This window comes from Pseudomonas siliginis, from assembly GCF_019145195.1.
Taxonomy (GTDB): Bacteria; Pseudomonadota; Gammaproteobacteria; order Pseudomonadales; family Pseudomonadaceae; genus Aquipseudomonas; species Aquipseudomonas siliginis.
In genome coordinates, this window is the sequence record NZ_JAHSTW010000003.1 from 415080 (window position 1) to 428533 (window position 13454).

At 56.2% G+C, this 13454-nt stretch carries 21 protein-coding genes, 1 tRNA gene and 1 pseudogene; 5 read left to right on the forward strand and 18 right to left on the reverse strand.

Going from position 1 to position 13454, the window contains the following annotated elements; genetic code table 11:
* Nucleotides 1-141: 141 nt before the first annotated feature.
* Nucleotides 142-228 (forward strand) — tRNA-Leu (locus KVG87_RS09260).
* 82 nt (nucleotides 229-310) lie between these two features.
* Here the strand turns inward: KVG87_RS09260 and KVG87_RS09265 are convergent.
* From KVG87_RS09265 to KVG87_RS09290, 6 genes are all read right to left on the reverse strand, one after another.
* Complete coding sequence (locus KVG87_RS09265) at nucleotides 311-1342, reverse strand: site-specific integrase (protein ID WP_095179773.1); 1032 nt, start codon at nucleotides 1340-1342, stop codon at nucleotides 311-313.
* Between the two features lies 1 nt (nucleotide 1343).
* A complete protein-coding gene (locus tag KVG87_RS09270; RefSeq protein ID WP_056785291.1) occupies nucleotides 1344-1550 on the reverse strand; it encodes a DUF4224 domain-containing protein in 207 nt (68 codons plus the stop codon).
* Nucleotides 1551-1586: 36 nt separating this feature from the next.
* Nucleotides 1587-1814 (reverse strand): hypothetical protein, encoded by a 228-nt coding sequence (locus KVG87_RS09275; RefSeq protein WP_095179774.1) that lies wholly within the window; start codon nucleotides 1812-1814, stop codon nucleotides 1587-1589.
* A gap of 48 nt (nucleotides 1815-1862) precedes the next feature.
* Entirely contained in the window at nucleotides 1863-1985 is a 123-nt protein-coding gene (locus KVG87_RS26010; RefSeq protein ID WP_256584134.1) for a hypothetical protein, read from the reverse strand.
* 192 nt (nucleotides 1986-2177) lie between these two features.
* Nucleotides 2178-2660, reverse strand: a complete 483-nt coding sequence (locus tag KVG87_RS09285) for a class I SAM-dependent methyltransferase (RefSeq protein ID WP_095179775.1) — start codon at nucleotides 2658-2660, stop codon at nucleotides 2178-2180.
* Nucleotides 2661-2709: 49 nt separating this feature from the next.
* Complete coding sequence (locus tag KVG87_RS09290; protein WP_095179776.1) at nucleotides 2710-3078, reverse strand: hypothetical protein; 369 nt, start codon at nucleotides 3076-3078, stop codon at nucleotides 2710-2712.
* Between the two features lie 520 nt (nucleotides 3079-3598).
* Here KVG87_RS09290 and KVG87_RS09295 point away from each other — a divergent pair.
* Nucleotides 3599-3841 carry a hypothetical protein gene (locus KVG87_RS09295; protein WP_217850348.1) on the forward strand — a complete coding sequence of 81 codons (243 nt, stop codon included), beginning with the start codon at nucleotides 3599-3601 and terminating at the stop codon, nucleotides 3839-3841.
* Between the two features lies 1 nt (nucleotide 3842).
* On the opposite strand, the gene KVG87_RS09300 is transcribed toward KVG87_RS09295, so the two are convergent.
* Nucleotides 3843-4487 (reverse strand): phiTE_072 family protein, encoded by a 645-nt coding sequence (locus KVG87_RS09300; protein ID WP_217850349.1) that lies wholly within the window; start codon nucleotides 4485-4487, stop codon nucleotides 3843-3845.
* 77 nt (nucleotides 4488-4564) lie between these two features.
* Between KVG87_RS09300 and KVG87_RS09305 the strand changes: the two genes are divergently transcribed.
* The gene (locus KVG87_RS09305; RefSeq protein WP_217850350.1) at nucleotides 4565-6031 is read left to right on the forward strand and encodes a hypothetical protein; all 1467 of its coding nucleotides are present in this window, start codon (nucleotides 4565-4567) and stop codon (nucleotides 6029-6031) included.
* A 293-nt stretch (nucleotides 6032-6324) separates the two neighbouring features.
* On the opposite strand, the gene KVG87_RS09310 is transcribed toward KVG87_RS09305, so the two are convergent.
* Complete coding sequence (locus KVG87_RS09310; RefSeq protein WP_217850352.1) at nucleotides 6325-6675, reverse strand: hypothetical protein; 351 nt, start codon at nucleotides 6673-6675, stop codon at nucleotides 6325-6327.
* Between the two features lie 105 nt (nucleotides 6676-6780).
* Between KVG87_RS09310 and KVG87_RS09315 the strand changes: the two genes are divergently transcribed.
* Nucleotides 6781-7476 carry a hypothetical protein gene (locus tag KVG87_RS09315; protein ID WP_217850354.1) on the forward strand — a complete coding sequence of 232 codons (696 nt, stop codon included), beginning with the start codon at nucleotides 6781-6783 and terminating at the stop codon, nucleotides 7474-7476.
* Here KVG87_RS09315 and KVG87_RS09320 read toward each other — a convergent pair.
* The 10 genes and pseudogenes from KVG87_RS09320 to KVG87_RS09360 all read right to left on the reverse strand — a co-directional run bounded on the left by KVG87_RS09320 (nucleotide 7460) and on the right by KVG87_RS09360 (nucleotide 12691).
* The gene (locus KVG87_RS09320; RefSeq protein WP_217850357.1) at nucleotides 7460-7789 is read right to left on the reverse strand and encodes a hypothetical protein; all 330 of its coding nucleotides are present in this window, start codon (nucleotides 7787-7789) and stop codon (nucleotides 7460-7462) included. The two genes, KVG87_RS09315 and KVG87_RS09320, sit on opposite strands and share 17 nt — an antisense overlap.
* A 75-nt stretch (nucleotides 7790-7864) precedes the next feature.
* A pseudogene (locus KVG87_RS09325) lies at nucleotides 7865-8327 on the reverse strand (hypothetical protein).
* A complete protein-coding gene (locus tag KVG87_RS09330) occupies nucleotides 8324-8566 on the reverse strand; it encodes a hypothetical protein (protein WP_217850360.1) in 243 nt (80 codons plus the stop codon). The pseudogene KVG87_RS09325 and the gene KVG87_RS09330 overlap by 4 nt, the downstream one beginning before the upstream one ends.
* The gene (locus tag KVG87_RS09335; RefSeq protein ID WP_217850362.1) at nucleotides 8563-10185 is read right to left on the reverse strand and encodes a YqaJ viral recombinase family protein; all 1623 of its coding nucleotides are present in this window, start codon (nucleotides 10183-10185) and stop codon (nucleotides 8563-8565) included. Before KVG87_RS09335 ends, KVG87_RS09330 begins: the two co-directional genes overlap by 4 nt.
* Nucleotides 10182-10988, reverse strand: a complete 807-nt coding sequence (bet, locus tag KVG87_RS09340; protein WP_217850364.1) for a phage recombination protein Bet — start codon at nucleotides 10986-10988, stop codon at nucleotides 10182-10184. The genes KVG87_RS09335 and bet overlap by 4 nt, the downstream gene beginning before the upstream one ends.
* A 168-nt stretch (nucleotides 10989-11156) precedes the next feature.
* Complete coding sequence (locus KVG87_RS26015) at nucleotides 11157-11282, reverse strand: hypothetical protein (RefSeq protein WP_264082211.1); 126 nt, start codon at nucleotides 11280-11282, stop codon at nucleotides 11157-11159.
* Nucleotides 11279-11473, reverse strand: coding sequence for a hypothetical protein (locus KVG87_RS09345; protein ID WP_217850367.1), 195 nt, complete (start codon nucleotides 11471-11473; stop codon nucleotides 11279-11281). Before KVG87_RS09345 ends, KVG87_RS26015 begins: the two co-directional genes overlap by 4 nt.
* Nucleotides 11470-11703 (reverse strand): hypothetical protein, encoded by a 234-nt coding sequence (locus tag KVG87_RS09350; protein ID WP_083352044.1) that lies wholly within the window; start codon nucleotides 11701-11703, stop codon nucleotides 11470-11472. The genes KVG87_RS09345 and KVG87_RS09350 overlap by 4 nt, the downstream gene beginning before the upstream one ends.
* The gene (locus KVG87_RS09355) at nucleotides 11700-11936 is read right to left on the reverse strand and encodes a hypothetical protein (protein ID WP_217850369.1); all 237 of its coding nucleotides are present in this window, start codon (nucleotides 11934-11936) and stop codon (nucleotides 11700-11702) included. Before KVG87_RS09355 ends, KVG87_RS09350 begins: the two co-directional genes overlap by 4 nt.
* Before the next feature lie 578 nt (nucleotides 11937-12514).
* Complete coding sequence (locus tag KVG87_RS09360; RefSeq protein WP_217850371.1) at nucleotides 12515-12691, reverse strand: hypothetical protein; 177 nt, start codon at nucleotides 12689-12691, stop codon at nucleotides 12515-12517.
* Nucleotides 12692-13145: 454 nt separating this feature from the next.
* Between KVG87_RS09360 and KVG87_RS09365 the strand changes: the two genes are divergently transcribed.
* On the forward strand, nucleotides 13146-13454 hold the full coding sequence (locus tag KVG87_RS09365) for a DUF1654 domain-containing protein (RefSeq protein WP_225930815.1): 309 nt from the start codon (nucleotides 13146-13148) through the stop codon (nucleotides 13452-13454).

The window sequence follows — 13454 nt, forward strand, 5'->3', positions numbered from 1 at the left end:
GTCAGCAATATTTAGTTCTCAAATCGCGCACTCCAAACTTGCTTCACCGGGACGTGATGTATATATTCCCCGCTCGGCTTTTCAAGCGGTCATCCTGTCAGGATCCAACCGCAAGGCTGAACAGAGCAACACCGCGCTACCGCCCGAATGGCGAAACTGGTAGACGCATGGGACTTAAAATCCCCCGCTCGTAAGGGCGTGCCGGTTCGATTCCGGCTTCGGGCACCATCTTAAATCAAGGGTTTGCGAGCGAAAGCTGATGCAAACCCTTGTTTGTTTCTGGTCCGCTATTCTGGAGTTGGTCCGCAATTCACTTGGTAGGCATGACTTTTTTGCCTTTTCGATTGCGGATGTACTGCTCGGTCATAACCACCGTCGTATGCCCAAGTTGATCTCTGGCTTGCAAGATATCGCCACTGGATTCAGCCTTATCGGTACCCGCCTTGGCGCGCAAGTCGCGCATCTGAAATTCAGCTTTCGGCACGCCGGCCGATTCCCTGGCCAAGTCGAATCTCCTGCGCAACATCGCCACCGTCATCGGTGTGCCGTCCTCTGTAACGATCAGCCGCGTCGAGCGGACCTTGTGTTCTGACTTGCGGGACATGATTCGATCAATCAAAACCTTCAGCTCCCCCGTTATCTCGATCCGCCGCTTCGCCTTTGTCTTGCCCTGCAACACCCAAATCTGCCCGTCACGCACGTCGCGCTCATCCATCAGCCGGGTATCTGTTACCCGTTGCCCGGTCAGATAGGCGAGGTCCATTGCGTCTTGCAGGCCCACATCTGCCTTGTCGTGCACGCGTTTGAACAGCGCATCCTCGACATACGTATCCCGCCCGGTTTCCTTGTTTCCCTTGATGCCGGCGCATGGATTGGCAAGAGACGTATAACCCTTGTCCCGAGCGTAATTCCAGATGGCGCTGAGCAGCGCTTTCTCGCGGTTCGCGCGCACCGGCGCGGCCTTGCGCCATGTCAGGTACTGGCGTACGTGCAACGGCTCGATCGTTTCCAGCGGCGCTGGCGGGTCGTCGAAGAAAGCGATCAGATTCTTCAGCTCGCGCTTGTTGTCAGCCTGGGTCGCCGTGCCTTTGGTAGGGACGACGTCGACCATGTATTTTTCGGCGACGTAGCGGAACGTGATGACCTTGGCGACCAGATCGGTTGCGGTGCGATCACGCTCAAGCTTCGCGTACTCCATGATCGCCAAGCCGTAGTCGCTGCCCAGTGGAATTTCCTTTCTGTCTTTGCCGCCCGTGTCGTAGTAGTAGAACACCCGGCCGCTGGCTTTCTTGCGCTCCCGCAGCCTGGCGATCGAGCCGGGTTTACTTGGTCGTCTTCCCATGTCAGCTGGCCTTACGTGATTTCCATACGGGCTTTTCTGATTCAAATGCGCCGACGGCGGTGACCGCCATCGCGGTGACGCTCGGCCAGCCGTTCACTTTAATCGTATGGCGGACGCCGTTCTTTTTCAGGTTGAGGATCTGTCCTGCTTTGGTCCGCGCGCCGGTGAGCTCGCAAACCTCCTCGTGAGATAGAAACTGGATGGTCATGTGATGCTCCATGCCGCGCGTGGCGGCAGAAGGTGGTTATTCGGTTGGGTCGACAACGCTGTGCGAGATGGAAACCGTCTTGCGATCGGCGGCTCCGAGATAGATCTGGCTCATGACGTCGTCGTGCTGGACGGCCACTGTGTCGGTGGCGCATTCGTCATCGCCGAGTTCTGATAACGCTAATCGGCGAACCTGCAAGAGGTCGACCCCGTCAGGCACTTCAAAAACGGTCGCGACTGAGGTTGTGATCATGATCACGGGCATACGAATTCCTCGCCCGCCGTACACCGGCAGGTTGTTGAGTGGTTGGGGTTATTGCCGGATCAGCTCGGCGGGGACTTTCACCGCGGCGCCGCGCTTGGCGAATACCACGGCGCGGAACACTGCGATGGTTCTGGTTTCGCCGGGCTGGCGGTTGAACGGGTCGCTTGTCATGTCGGCCAGCACAAGGGTGCAGGTGGCCAGCGTCGACCCAGACGCCGTACTTCGTGATCAGTTGCTCGGCGTCGGGCAGGGCGAAGAGATCCAGCTGGCCGGCGACAGGCTGCTGATCACCCTCGATCGCGTTGATCGCCCAGTCCAGCGCCGGGCCGGTCAGTTCCTCGGTGCGGACGCTGACCATGCGGTTCATGGTGCCGGCCGCTTCATGAACGTGATCCAGTGCGTTTTTTCGCGCTTGCCTGACTTGTGGCCAAACAGCGGCTTTTCATCGGTAAGCGCAAGCAGCTCGCTGACCGTCACCTGGGTCTCGTTCCACTTAAATATCAGAACGCCTTCGGATTCCAGCACCCGGAAACACTCGGCGAAACCCTGTCGAATGTCCTCGCGCCAGTCGGCGGTCAGCATGCCGTACTTGGCCCGCATCCAGCTGTCGACCCCGGCGCGGGTCAGGTGCGGCGGGTCGAATACCACCAGGCGGAAGGTTGAGGCCTCGAAGGGCAATTTCCGGAAATCCATCAGCACATCCGGCTCAACTTTCAACACCCGACCATCGCAAAGCAGGTGCTGCTCGTCACGGATGTCGCCGAAAAGCGCGCGCTGGTCCTGCTTGTCAAACCACATCATTCGGCTGGCGCTGCACGGGTCGAGGACCTTCGCTGCTGCACTCATCACCGCGGCCCCTTGTAGCAGTACACGTAGGCGAACCAGGCGAGGGCGATCATGGCGTCACCTGCGCGCCGGGGAGTTTCGGCACCGGCAATGCCCGACGACCCCAAACGCAGACTGGTCCATCTTCGTGATCGTGGATCGACAGGATGAACCAGTCTGGCTCGTCCGGCCGCTGGATTTCCCACGCCGAGCAATCGCACTGGCCGTCATCCATGTACGCATCGAAAACCTCAAAAGGAACGTCGCTCTCCATGTAGGAGACTTTCGTTTCAATCTGGTGGCGCAGACACCATTCCTGAAACTGCGCCTCAGTGAGCTCGTCGTCGTACTCCGAGAGGTAATCTGGATGCGACCACCAGCCGTCCTCATCGCGCTCGACCGGTAGGGGCTGGATGAACGAAAACTTTTCTTCAGACATGACTTCGTCCTTGCCGATATAGCGGCTGACTTTGAAGGGGGAAGGGGTAGCGATACTTGATAGGTGATCGCAGCTAAAATACTTCTACAGGCGACTGGTATTTGTATAAGAACATGTCAAACTTCAGATAGGAGAATCGCGCTTCAAAACCAGCCTGCTGCGCCGTGCCCGCGTTTTCGAGAACCACCATGACTTCGAATGACGACTTCAGATTTCAATCGCACGCTCTTCTTGTAGAGCTCGACGCTGCGACAACCCAACTGATGATGCTGGTAGTAGCCGGCGAACTCTCAGGACGCGCTTGGGATGAAGCGTTCTCCCGGCAAAGCGCCGCTTACACCGCATGGTTGAAAGCGGCAACCGGAGTGACCGTTGACCCGATGCCGGTACTTGATGGGCGTCCACCTGATCGCGAGAACCCGACGGTAGAGTGTGGGGGTGGCTTTTTGCCTCGATAGGCGAAGCGGCCTATTTCGTTGAAAATCACCTTCTTGCCAACGGGTGCCTATAGGAAGAGGACATGTCCCACAGCCTGGATAGGCCGATCGCCCACGAATATCGAGGGCATCAAGTGATCATCAAATTCGACTGGGACAAGCCCAACGACGAAGCCCCTGTGAGTGCTCATGTCATTGAGGCCAGTGAGGTACCAGGTTTTGCCAACACTGTGGCCGATCTCTCTGGCCCGTGGGAGGACTATCAAAGCGCGCTGGCGGAGGCTCTTGCCACTGCTGAGCGATGGGTCGACAGTCAGTTGCCATGATTCAAGCTGCTAGCTGCTCCAGCGGTTGTTGACGCAGCGCAGCCTGTACCGCCTCAACCACCCGGCGCAGGTAGTTGAATTCGTGATTCTCCTCGACCGCCTTGTCGCCAACCGGGTAGTGCCACTCATCTCCAAACAGCTCAGTCAGTAGCCTGTCGTGATGCCAGCACTCGTTTGGCGACTCCACGCTTCGCAGAACCTCGATGTCGTGCCAGAGTTCACGAGCCTCGTCCTTGCTCAGCTCATCCAGCTCCCAGTCATGTCCGCCAGTCTGTTGCCGGCGGCGCTGGACGATGCATTTTTTTGCGAAGGCGTGAAGGGCATTCCCGCTGAACCGCGTGCTGCTGATACCGCGATCGAGGCAGTTCAGAACGTAGTGCCAGTCACAGTCGGCTACGAACTCGGCCACTGTGCGCGGGCCCATGCCACCCCAGTACGCGCTCCAGCTGTTGTTGCAGCAGTTGATCGTGATCTTGCCCTGGGCGGTCTGATAGCTCGGGTCGGATTCAGTAGGGCAGTCACGGCGGCCGAAGTCCTCTAGGAACACGGTGATCGGATCAAGCCGTGATGCGCCGGTGATCACCAGCGTCGTGACAGTCGAGCGCTCAACCTGCAGCGGCTCGGCCGTTTTGTTTTCTTTTGACATAGGGGTACCTGCTTTTATGGCACTGTGACATGATCAGCCAGTCCAGTATTAATTAAGACTTTGTCAAAGGATTGGAAATGAACGATTTGGCTCAAGAGAACCCTATTAATAATAATGAAGCGGAGCACGTAATCAGCGGCTCTGAAGTGGCTTCAGAAGTTGAAGAGGTCGAGGGCGGAATTGAGGTTGAGATTGAGGGGCCCCCTTTGCATCTTATTGCTAGTGCTTTGAGCAGGTTTGTTCATAAGGTCCATGATATCGAAGAGTCTGCTAAAAACTGTATCCCGCAGGCGAGAAAAGCTTATATAAGACGTGCAAAAGAACTGCAAAGCACCTTTTTGTCAGCTCAGGAGGTTCTAGATAGCGATTGCTCAGCTGAAGAGAAGTTGGTTGCTGCGCGTAATCTAAGAACAATGCTCAGACTTGCAAAAAGATTAAGTAATGATGCGACAATAGTAACTTTGGAAAGAAGTTTATTTATTGGGTTGTTCACGTGTTTTGATAAGTTTGTTGGTGAGCTGATGGAAGGTGTTTATTCTATTCGCTCAGACCTTTTTAAGGGGGTGGGGGCCCAATTCAGTGTTTGTGATGTATTAGAGTATCCGTCGCTTGACGAGTTTAAGTCAGCCGTTCTAGAGAAGGAAATCGAAACTGTCCGAAGAAAGAGCTATGGAGAGCAGTTTAAGGAGTTTGAAAGGAGATTTGGTTTTGAAACGTTAACAAAGTTTGACTCATGGCCCGCGTTTATTGAAGCGTCGCAGCGTCGAAATCTGTTTACGCACTGCGACGGAGTGATCAGTCAACAGTATCTTAAAGTTTGTATAGAGGCGGGATATAAGCCTGCTAAAGAAGATGTTGTAGGAAGTCAGTTGGAGATCGGCGCAAAATATTTTTATCAAACCTGCCACCTTGTTATGGAGGTGGGAGTAATGTTGGGTCATACAATCTGGCGTAAAATGCTGCCGGATGAACGTAGGCAAGCTGACTCAGAATTGAACTCCTTGATATATGACTACCTTCATCTGGGGCAGTACCATAAGGCAGCTGCGTTGTGTCGTTTTGCTCAGAAAATGCCGAAAATTTCTGAGGATTTAATGGATCGAATGTTTACATTGAATCATGCCATAGCTGTCCGACAGATGAATGGCGCAGCTGCTGCTAAAAAAATCCTGGAAAAAAAAGATTGGTCCGCAGTTATTTACGACTTCCGTCTAGCACGTGCTGTGCTCGTGGAAGATTATATATCAGCTAAAGAATATATGCTGAAGATTGGCAAGGCTGGAGAGATAGTGGTCGAAGAGGCGTATCACGATTGGCCATTATTCAAAGATTTTCGAGAAACTCCCGAATTTTTAGAAGGTTATGAAGAAGTTTTTGGATATAAATATCTTTCTAAGCTTTCGGAGATTGTTAGTGATGCTCAAGTTGTAGCAGAGCAGCAGGCGGCAGAAGAAGAACAAAAAGAAAAAGAAAAAGAAAAAGATAGTGCGCTTGAAGCGGAGCTAATTATGGATGCTGATTCCGGATTTGATGATAAAAGCTAGTTTTGTCGATCCTTAAATCTACTAATAATAAAAGCCACTTTCAAAAGTGGCTTTTATTTAGCACTATTTTAATATTCATCGATTACATTTCTTTCATTGCAGTTGTCCTTCTGCATGCCTATTTAGGAAATATAGCTTTATCATACACAACTGGCCACGTCAAGGTTGTTTCTTGCTTCCGCTCCTAATGGAGTGCCATTCTAGGCGCCCGTAATCTCTGACACGCTGATCCTCGCCGGCTGGCGTGATCCGTAGAAGTGGGGTATTTGCGTTCGGCCCGGCATGGAGCCGGATTATTCGTGAAGGTGTTCGCGCTTTCCGGTGTGTTGGTAGTGCAGGTCCTGAACCGCGAGCTGCTCCTCAATCGTAAATAGCGGGTTGCAGGGGTTGCAGTGCCCGGCGATCTTGATTGCCTGATAATCGATTGAGATCGACGGGTAATCTCGTCGGCACTGAGGGCAACTGATTCCGTCCGCATTGCAGCAGGACATCGCCTCTTCCGGTTCGTCATGATTTTCCGCGCACACCGGGCAGACATAGAGCGTGTACACGGCCGGCATACAGCATTCGCGGGCATCGTCCTCATCGTCATGGACCTCGCGGCACTCACCGCACCGGTACAGCTCTTTGATTTCTAATTTCAAGGCTGATACTCCAGTCAGGCGCCGCCCTCCGTGACCGGTGGTGGCAATTTGGTTTTGGTTGGGGTATTACGGGTGATCGGCACCCGGCCGAGACAAGGAGCGATTATGGAAAAAATTGACTTGGACGGCCTGGATCCTGATTTGGAACCGGTTGCCGAAAAGGCGCATCGCCTGGCTCGCATGGGGATCAGCGCACTACCAGTGGTCGGTGGTCCGTTAATGGAGATATTCAACTCTGTTCTTGAATCGCCTTTGAATAGGCGCCGAACGGAAACAATGATCCAGATAGGCGAGGTGATAAACGATCTGATCGAAAAACACGTATTGACTGAGGAAGATCTGCAGGACAACGAGGCCTTTATCAGTACGGTTTCTGAGGTGTGCGCCATTTCGCTGCGCAACCACCAATCTGAAAAACTTGAAGCATTACGCAACGCGGTAAAAAACTCTGCCCTGCCCAGTTGTCCGTCTGATGATCACCGTCAGATGTTCCTGAATTTCGTTGACGTGTGTACCGTTACCCATATCAAAATTTTGCACGTTTTCGATGATCCACAAGAGTGGATTAGCTCTCGAAATATGACGCCGCCTGGCTGGAGCATGGGTGCGATTTCCAGCGTATTGGAGTTCGCATTACCCGAATTGAAAGGTCATGCCGAAACTTACACCATTATCTGGAAAGATCTATTCCAGCGAGGATTGCTCACGACCGATGGTCTCAACACGACCATGAGTAGGGACGGTATGATCGCTGGAAGAACAACCAAACTCGGGGCGGAGCTCATCAAATTTTTGAGCTAGCGGCACAGTCTCCCGAGTGCCGAAGTTCTTGTTGTCGATAAGCCAGCTTCAATTTCCGCGACACGTTTTCTGGAATGACGTATTCGTGTCGCGGCGGGGTGAGCAGGGGAAGGGCACCGCGCGGGCCGAGGCCGTGCAGGTTGTGAATCATCAGCGTGATTGCCTCGCCCTGTTCCTCGATCCCGCTCCAAACCATCAGGTCAGCAAGTGCTTGGCGCGTACCGGGCAGGCAGTGCAGCCTGATTTCCTCTTCGCCGCGCTCCTTCCTCTTCGCCGCGGCTTTCGCTGAGCGATCTGCATTGCTCTTGGCCATGGCCTACCTCTTCAATTCCGCTGGCCGGCAAGTCCAGCCAGGTCTGTCGTTTGCGTTGTTGGGTGCGAAAACGTCTCACGCTGCTACCTTCACCTGATGCCAGGCGCGGGCGGCGTAGAACAGCTTCGCGGCTTGGGCTTCGTCCATCGAGATCTGGTCGGGAATGGCAATCCAGCCTGACGCAACCAGATGGTTCGGGTTCGCGCTGTTGCGCAGATCCAGGTAGTAATGCTCGATCGCAACAGTCAGGCGCTCGACCGTAGATGCCCTCGGGCGAGATCTCCACCGACTTGATGTACTCGGCGCCGCGCTCGTCTCGACACATGGCGGCGATGTAGATCGTCCAGCGGTAGGAGAAATCAAATATCGCGTTGGCGATCGCCAGACTGCGGATCTGCTTGCAGCTCTTCCAGTTCGCCATGATCTGGCTGCCGCTGGGATCGATGTTCACCACCGCGACGTGGTTGGTGCGCAGCAGCGCCCGGCAGCTGCGCTCAGCCCGGGCGAACCCGTTGTTGGGTTTGCGTTTCGACTTCATATCGAGTCCGCCATTTTGCGCAGCGCTTTGCGTTCGGCCGCCGATATCGGCTTCGGCCGGCGCTTGAGGACCGTTTCAGGGTCTATTTTCTTCGAGCGGGGCGGTGGCAGCGGATTGCGTGGCGGGCTTTTCAGTTGGTCGATCCGCCCGCCGGCGGCCAGGTACTGCGCGATTCGCTCAGCGATCGATTCGGCGTCCGGCCGGTGCTGCTCGACGAGGTTGAGGTGGTTGCTGATCATGCTGCCACCTTTACCAGCCTCACGCCGGCCATGCTGAATTTGTTGCCCTGATCGGCGACCAGTGCGTCGAGGTGTTCCCAGCTCACGGTCAGCACCGAGATAGGCGCTTGGCCGTAGGCAACTGCTTTGATCAGCTCTTCCAGATCGAACACTTCGGCCTGCAGGTTCGCCGGCGCCGCAGTTGCTGCTGCTGGCTTCGAGGCAGACTGAACAGGCGAGGCTGCTTTTACAGGTGCTGAACTGGTGACTGGTGCAGGCTCAACAGGGGCCTTGGCTTTCGCCTCAGCTTCAATCCGTTGCAGCTCCTGCTGTCGGATCTGCTCGCGCTGCGCCTCGGCTTTTTGCTCTTCAGCCTTCTGGTGCTCAGAGATTCGCACCTTGATCAGCGCGACCAGGTCGTCGTTGGCCTTCAGAACAAGCTGTTGGATGTCGTTGAACAAGAATGCATGGTCGGGCGCGAGCTCGGCCAAGCTGGTCAAATTCAAGCGAATTGCATCTGCTGACTGGCTCGCGGCGATTTTTGCTCGAGCCAGCTCGGTACCGACGGCGTCCTGCAGACTGGCAATGGTGCGTTTGTTCTTCATCGCGCCGGCGAAGTCGGTAGCAACCGCTGGCAGCGTTACCCGGCCCAGTGTTTTATTGATGGCCGCCACGTGATCCGCCAGCGCCTGCTCAGCCTTCTGCTTGATGCTGGTCTTCACCAGCAGCTCTTGAGCCTTAACGAGCTTGTCGACCTTCAAGCGCGTCTCTCGAGCATGTGCGCTGATTCGATCAAGAGACGAGAAAAGCTCGTCAATGCTTTGGGTTTGGGAGAGCGCTTGTTTCTTCGCTACCGCAACCGCTTCCTCGACATCGCCGCACCACTTGACCGCCTTCTTGGCGTCGGCAAAGTCTTGGTCGGTCTGCAGCGTGGTTTTCACAGAGTCGATGACAGCGAGAGCCGAATCCTCGAACACCTTGAGGTTGCTCGCGGTGACCATGCCGGTCAGTTCGATGCGTAGCGCTGGCAGCTCGTCCGGGGCCTTGCCGACGATAATCGACGGCGCCTCGGCCATTTCGAAGATGGCCAGGTCGGCCTCGAACTGTTTCCAGCCTTCGACCAACTGCGCGGCGCGGCCGGCGACAGGTCGGTATTCCATGTGCACAAAGTTTTCGGTGGTGCCGTCGGAGCAAACGAAAATCACGCGCTCGGCGCCGCTCACCAGCAGTTGCTGCTCAAGCTGCCAGTAGTAATGAGGATCCAGTTCGCCGGCCTTCACCTGGGCGACCAATGATTCGTTCCAAAGCTTGTGCTCGAAAAGGGTCTCTCCCAGCATCGTCGCGCCATCCATGGAAGCGAGCAGATTGCCTTCGGTGCCTACGACTGGATACAGCTCCTCGCCGATCATGACTTCAACCAGTGGCCGGGCAAGCGCTTCAGTTGCATGGCCTTTGTCGAAGATGTACTGCTGCGCCTGAGTGACGTCCGGCGTAATGCCGGTTTTCTTCATGGTCAGCAGGTCGGTGCGGGTCTGGTACTTCGAAGCACCCATCATTGCGGGTGCCTCGGAGGCGGTGAAATGCTGAGCGCGCAATGCGTGCCACTCGGCGGAGCCTTGAGCTACGTTGTGAATTTTCATGCTGCGTCTCCGTCGATGGCTTGGAGGTTCTGGATTTTTTCGATCTGGTCCGGGCTTAGCGTGTATTTGCTGCTGATGGTCGCGATCAGGTGTTCTGGGCTGGTGCGGTTGGCATCAACCAGTGGCTGCCATTTGGCGATGTTCTCTTTCAGAAGATCATCGGAGTAGGGCGGAAGAGCGTCGGGCTCAGGCTCTTGCTGCCTCTGCGGACTCACGTCGCGCGGCGCCTCTTCGAATGTTTTGCCTTCCATCTCGTCGGCCGTTGGCGCTGATCCGACCTCAGGGAATGCCTTGCGCAGCGCTTGAGCCTCGGCGCACTTGGCGAGCTGGGCGAAGGCGCGGCGCTTCCACATTGTGTTCGGGGCAATCGTGTCCTTGCCGGCCGTTGCGTAGTTCTCAAGCCAGCGCTCGTTCGCGGTGAACTCGGCAACGAGGCCGTTCGACATTTGGCGCTTGACGGTCACCCGGCACCACTCTGGATAGGTGACGTCCACGCCGCCCAGCTTTGCGGTGATTGGCGGCCCGTATTCAGGATCGCTGATCCCTGCGTACTGCCCAGTGCGCGCGGCCTGAATGCGATAGAGACCAATGCCGGGCATTACCGTGTCCTGCATCTTTTTCGCTTTGGTGTTCCAGATCGGCACGATGTGCACAGGCTTCAGCATTGGGTCCAGATGCGCGGCTTGGCAGTAAGCCAACACCATCACCACCGAATTTTTCTCTGCGCCCGGGTAGAGGCTGTTGCTCAGCACTTCAACAAGTGCCGCCTCAGACATCGCAGGCAATTGGTCTTCCTGCTTCATTACTGCGCTCACGGGAAATCCTTGCCGCGACATGCGCAGCGATTGAATGCTTGGGTTATTGAGTGATGCGATCGGCGAGGGCGCTGAGCAGCATCAGGAAGGTGAACATGCCGATAGCGGAGAACGATCCGCGCCGAATGAGGATGCGGCGGGCCATCTGCCGGCTGGTCATCGGAACACGTGATAGGTGGTGGAGCGCGGAACCTGGCAAGTGCCCGAGCCGTCTTTCACGATGCCGTAGGCGCCGGCACCGGCAATCAAGATCACAACGAGAAACCAGTACAAGAGATTCATGGCCGAGCCCTCACCGCGATGCGTCCGCCTTTCATTGTCACCGACAGGCGCTGCGGGAGGCTGTCGACCAGATCCTCGCGCTTGCGACCGATCACTTCGTTGAAGGGCAGGCCGAAGCCGAGGATCGCGATGCGGCGCTCGATATCGTCGAACTGCTCATCGACCAGCGATTTCACCAAAGGGGTTGTCATGCTGCAGCTCCTTGCGAGGCGGTGGCGTTGTAGGTGGCGTAGATCTGGTCGATGCGAGCGCGGTAGTGACGGTGCTCGCTGTCGTCGATGGCACGAAGCATGAAGGCCAGGGTGATGCAGGATGTCGCGGCGGCGCTGGCGTTGGGCTTGCCGAGGTCGCGGATCATGTTGCTGATCTCGCCTTCGATCCAGGTCACCGCTGTTTGATGGTCACGCTGCTGGATGTTCATTTGAGCCCCCAGAATTCGCCGTAGGCGACCACCGCTGCCGCGACTCGCTTGGCCCGCGCCTTGCGGTCGACGAGCTCTTGAGCTGCCATCAGCGCCTGACGCTGTGTGAGTTTTTGCGCCACGGCTTCGTAGTCGTGGAAGTCTTCAACCTGCGGCGCTTTCGGGCGCCCCCAGTCGTCGTAGCGCCTATCCCACTCTCGGGCCTGCGCACTGTCTGCATAGCTGGTTGCCATGGTCGCCTCCGTGGTGGCGGGTGTTGATCCAACAAAACTCGGATGCACTCATCCGCTCCGCTGGTTGCCGTTGGGCGCGGAGGGGAGTGCATTCGGGATTGGTCGGAGGGAGGGTGGCCCGGTCTCGCTGCTGGCGACAGACCGGGTTTGCAGCGTCAAGTTGTCTTCGTGCGCTGGGGTGGCCTACCTCATTCGGCCGATGCGCGGTGACATCGACGGCCTACTGTCCGCTGCCTGTTCATGGAGTCTCGAGCGAATACTGCAGGCTTTCTTCGCTACCCAAGTTGAAGCATTCGTCTATTTCATGGTGGTCATCCTCCAATGCGCGCCGTTGGCATCTTGGCGGGCGCTCGCCGGTCTCTGGTGTTACTGCATGCAGGTGGGCGGTTATAGGCCGCAGCTTCGTCCGCATCGGGGTGTGATCTGGCCGGGGCTCACCCGGCATTCGGCGGAAGGGGTGGCCCTATAGGCAACCGGTTGGCACATCCGCTGCCCGAGGCTTAGCTTCAGATCACACCCCGATGCGCTCTCATAGAGAGGATCGGGCAGTTAACGACAGGCTGTCGTGGCGCTGGTCGTCACGCGTCGTAAGGCGGCTTCTCGCCGATGCGCTTCAACTTTTCTTGCTGGAACGCCTCCGCGATATCGAAGGCCTTGCTTGGGATGAGTTCTGGTGACACACCGCCGAAGGACACAAGTCCAATCATTGCTGCAAGTGCGTAGCTTTCGATTTCTTCATGTTCATTGCGCGTCATCGTGATTCTCCGGTTGTTTTCCCAATGCACCCGTCACCAGGTGCATCAGTGAAAAATTCCGTGTTACTCCGCACCCGCTTACCAGGTCATTCACTCAGTTCGGTCAACACCTCGTCCGCCGTCGCAGTGGGCTGCGCGTGGGCAGGCTTTCGGGCCTGTCGGATCGCCGGTCGCCGGTAGAGGCAAGTACGGTTTTGTTCATCGGTTTACTGACCTCCCACCGATGGAGCCGGGAGTGACCTAACCGGACTGGCCGGGTAGTCGTTCATGGCATTGGTTGTTAAAGAGCGGCGGGTCTGTTGAGGCCCTTCGCAGTGGCTGTGCGTCGCTGCGATGGGTGTAAGTTAACCGGCGGTTTCTTTGTCGTCAATACCGGCGGTTAATTTACTTTGCGCAAGGATTGGGTATGCTTTGTCATAACTGGATGGATATACAGCTATCAGGAGTGAAATAGATGGCAGTGGCACAACAACAAAACCGGCTAGCAAGCGCTGGCATGACAGGCCTGGAGCGTCTTGAGCTACGCGTCTCGTCAATGATCAATCACCCAGTCGCGCAGATTCAGCGATGGGTGACGATCCATCGGCTCGACACGGACGGAGAGAGGGAGTGGGAGGAGGTGATGGGGTTGTTGTCAGAGACGGAGTGCATAGACATGACTTTCAATGATGATGAATCAGTGACGCTCAGGTGGGATGCGAATGTAAATGACGATCGTCCGGTGGAGGTGATGGAACGCGAGATCGAGTCTGCGCCGTTTTGA

Excerpts from the sequence above, each read along its gene's own strand:
- KVG87_RS09265 (WP_095179773.1), bottom strand. The coding sequence starts at position 1,342 with ATGGGAAGACGACCAAGTAAACCCGGCTCGATCGCCAGGCTGCGGGAG.
- KVG87_RS09270 (WP_056785291.1), bottom strand. The coding sequence starts at position 1,550 with ATGACCATCCAGTTTCTATCTCACGAGGAGGTTTGCGAGCTCACCGGC.
- KVG87_RS09275 (WP_095179774.1), bottom strand. The coding sequence starts at position 1,814 with ATGCCCGTGATCATGATCACAACCTCAGTCGCGACCGTTTTTGAAGTG.
- KVG87_RS26010 (WP_256584134.1), bottom strand. The coding sequence starts at position 1,985 with ATGACAAGCGACCCGTTCAACCGCCAGCCCGGCGAAACCAGAACCATC.
- KVG87_RS09285 (WP_095179775.1), bottom strand. The coding sequence starts at position 2,660 with ATGAGTGCAGCAGCGAAGGTCCTCGACCCGTGCAGCGCCAGCCGAATG.
- KVG87_RS09290 (WP_095179776.1), bottom strand. The coding sequence starts at position 3,078 with ATGTCTGAAGAAAAGTTTTCGTTCATCCAGCCCCTACCGGTCGAGCGC.
- KVG87_RS09295 (WP_217850348.1), top strand. The coding sequence starts at position 3,599 with ATGTCCCACAGCCTGGATAGGCCGATCGCCCACGAATATCGAGGGCAT.
- KVG87_RS09300 (WP_217850349.1), bottom strand. The coding sequence starts at position 4,487 with ATGTCAAAAGAAAACAAAACGGCCGAGCCGCTGCAGGTTGAGCGCTCG.
- KVG87_RS09305 (WP_217850350.1), top strand. The coding sequence starts at position 4,565 with ATGAACGATTTGGCTCAAGAGAACCCTATTAATAATAATGAAGCGGAG.
- KVG87_RS09315 (WP_217850354.1), top strand. The coding sequence starts at position 6,781 with ATGGAAAAAATTGACTTGGACGGCCTGGATCCTGATTTGGAACCGGTT.
- KVG87_RS09320 (WP_217850357.1), bottom strand. The coding sequence starts at position 7,789 with ATGGCCAAGAGCAATGCAGATCGCTCAGCGAAAGCCGCGGCGAAGAGG.
- KVG87_RS09330 (WP_217850360.1), bottom strand. The coding sequence starts at position 8,566 with ATGATCAGCAACCACCTCAACCTCGTCGAGCAGCACCGGCCGGACGCC.
- KVG87_RS09335 (WP_217850362.1), bottom strand. The coding sequence starts at position 10,185 with ATGAAAATTCACAACGTAGCTCAAGGCTCCGCCGAGTGGCACGCATTG.
- bet (WP_217850364.1), bottom strand. The coding sequence starts at position 10,988 with ATGAAGCAGGAAGACCAATTGCCTGCGATGTCTGAGGCGGCACTTGTT.
- KVG87_RS26015 (WP_264082211.1), bottom strand. The coding sequence starts at position 11,282 with ATGAATCTCTTGTACTGGTTTCTCGTTGTGATCTTGATTGCCGGTGCC.
- KVG87_RS09345 (WP_217850367.1), bottom strand. The coding sequence starts at position 11,473 with ATGACAACCCCTTTGGTGAAATCGCTGGTCGATGAGCAGTTCGACGAT.
- KVG87_RS09350 (WP_083352044.1), bottom strand. The coding sequence starts at position 11,703 with ATGAACATCCAGCAGCGTGACCATCAAACAGCGGTGACCTGGATCGAA.
- KVG87_RS09355 (WP_217850369.1), bottom strand. The coding sequence starts at position 11,936 with ATGGCAACCAGCTATGCAGACAGTGCGCAGGCCCGAGAGTGGGATAGG.
- KVG87_RS09360 (WP_217850371.1), bottom strand. The coding sequence starts at position 12,691 with ATGACGCGCAATGAACATGAAGAAATCGAAAGCTACGCACTTGCAGCA.
- KVG87_RS09365 (WP_225930815.1), top strand. The coding sequence starts at position 13,146 with ATGGCAGTGGCACAACAACAAAACCGGCTAGCAAGCGCTGGCATGACA.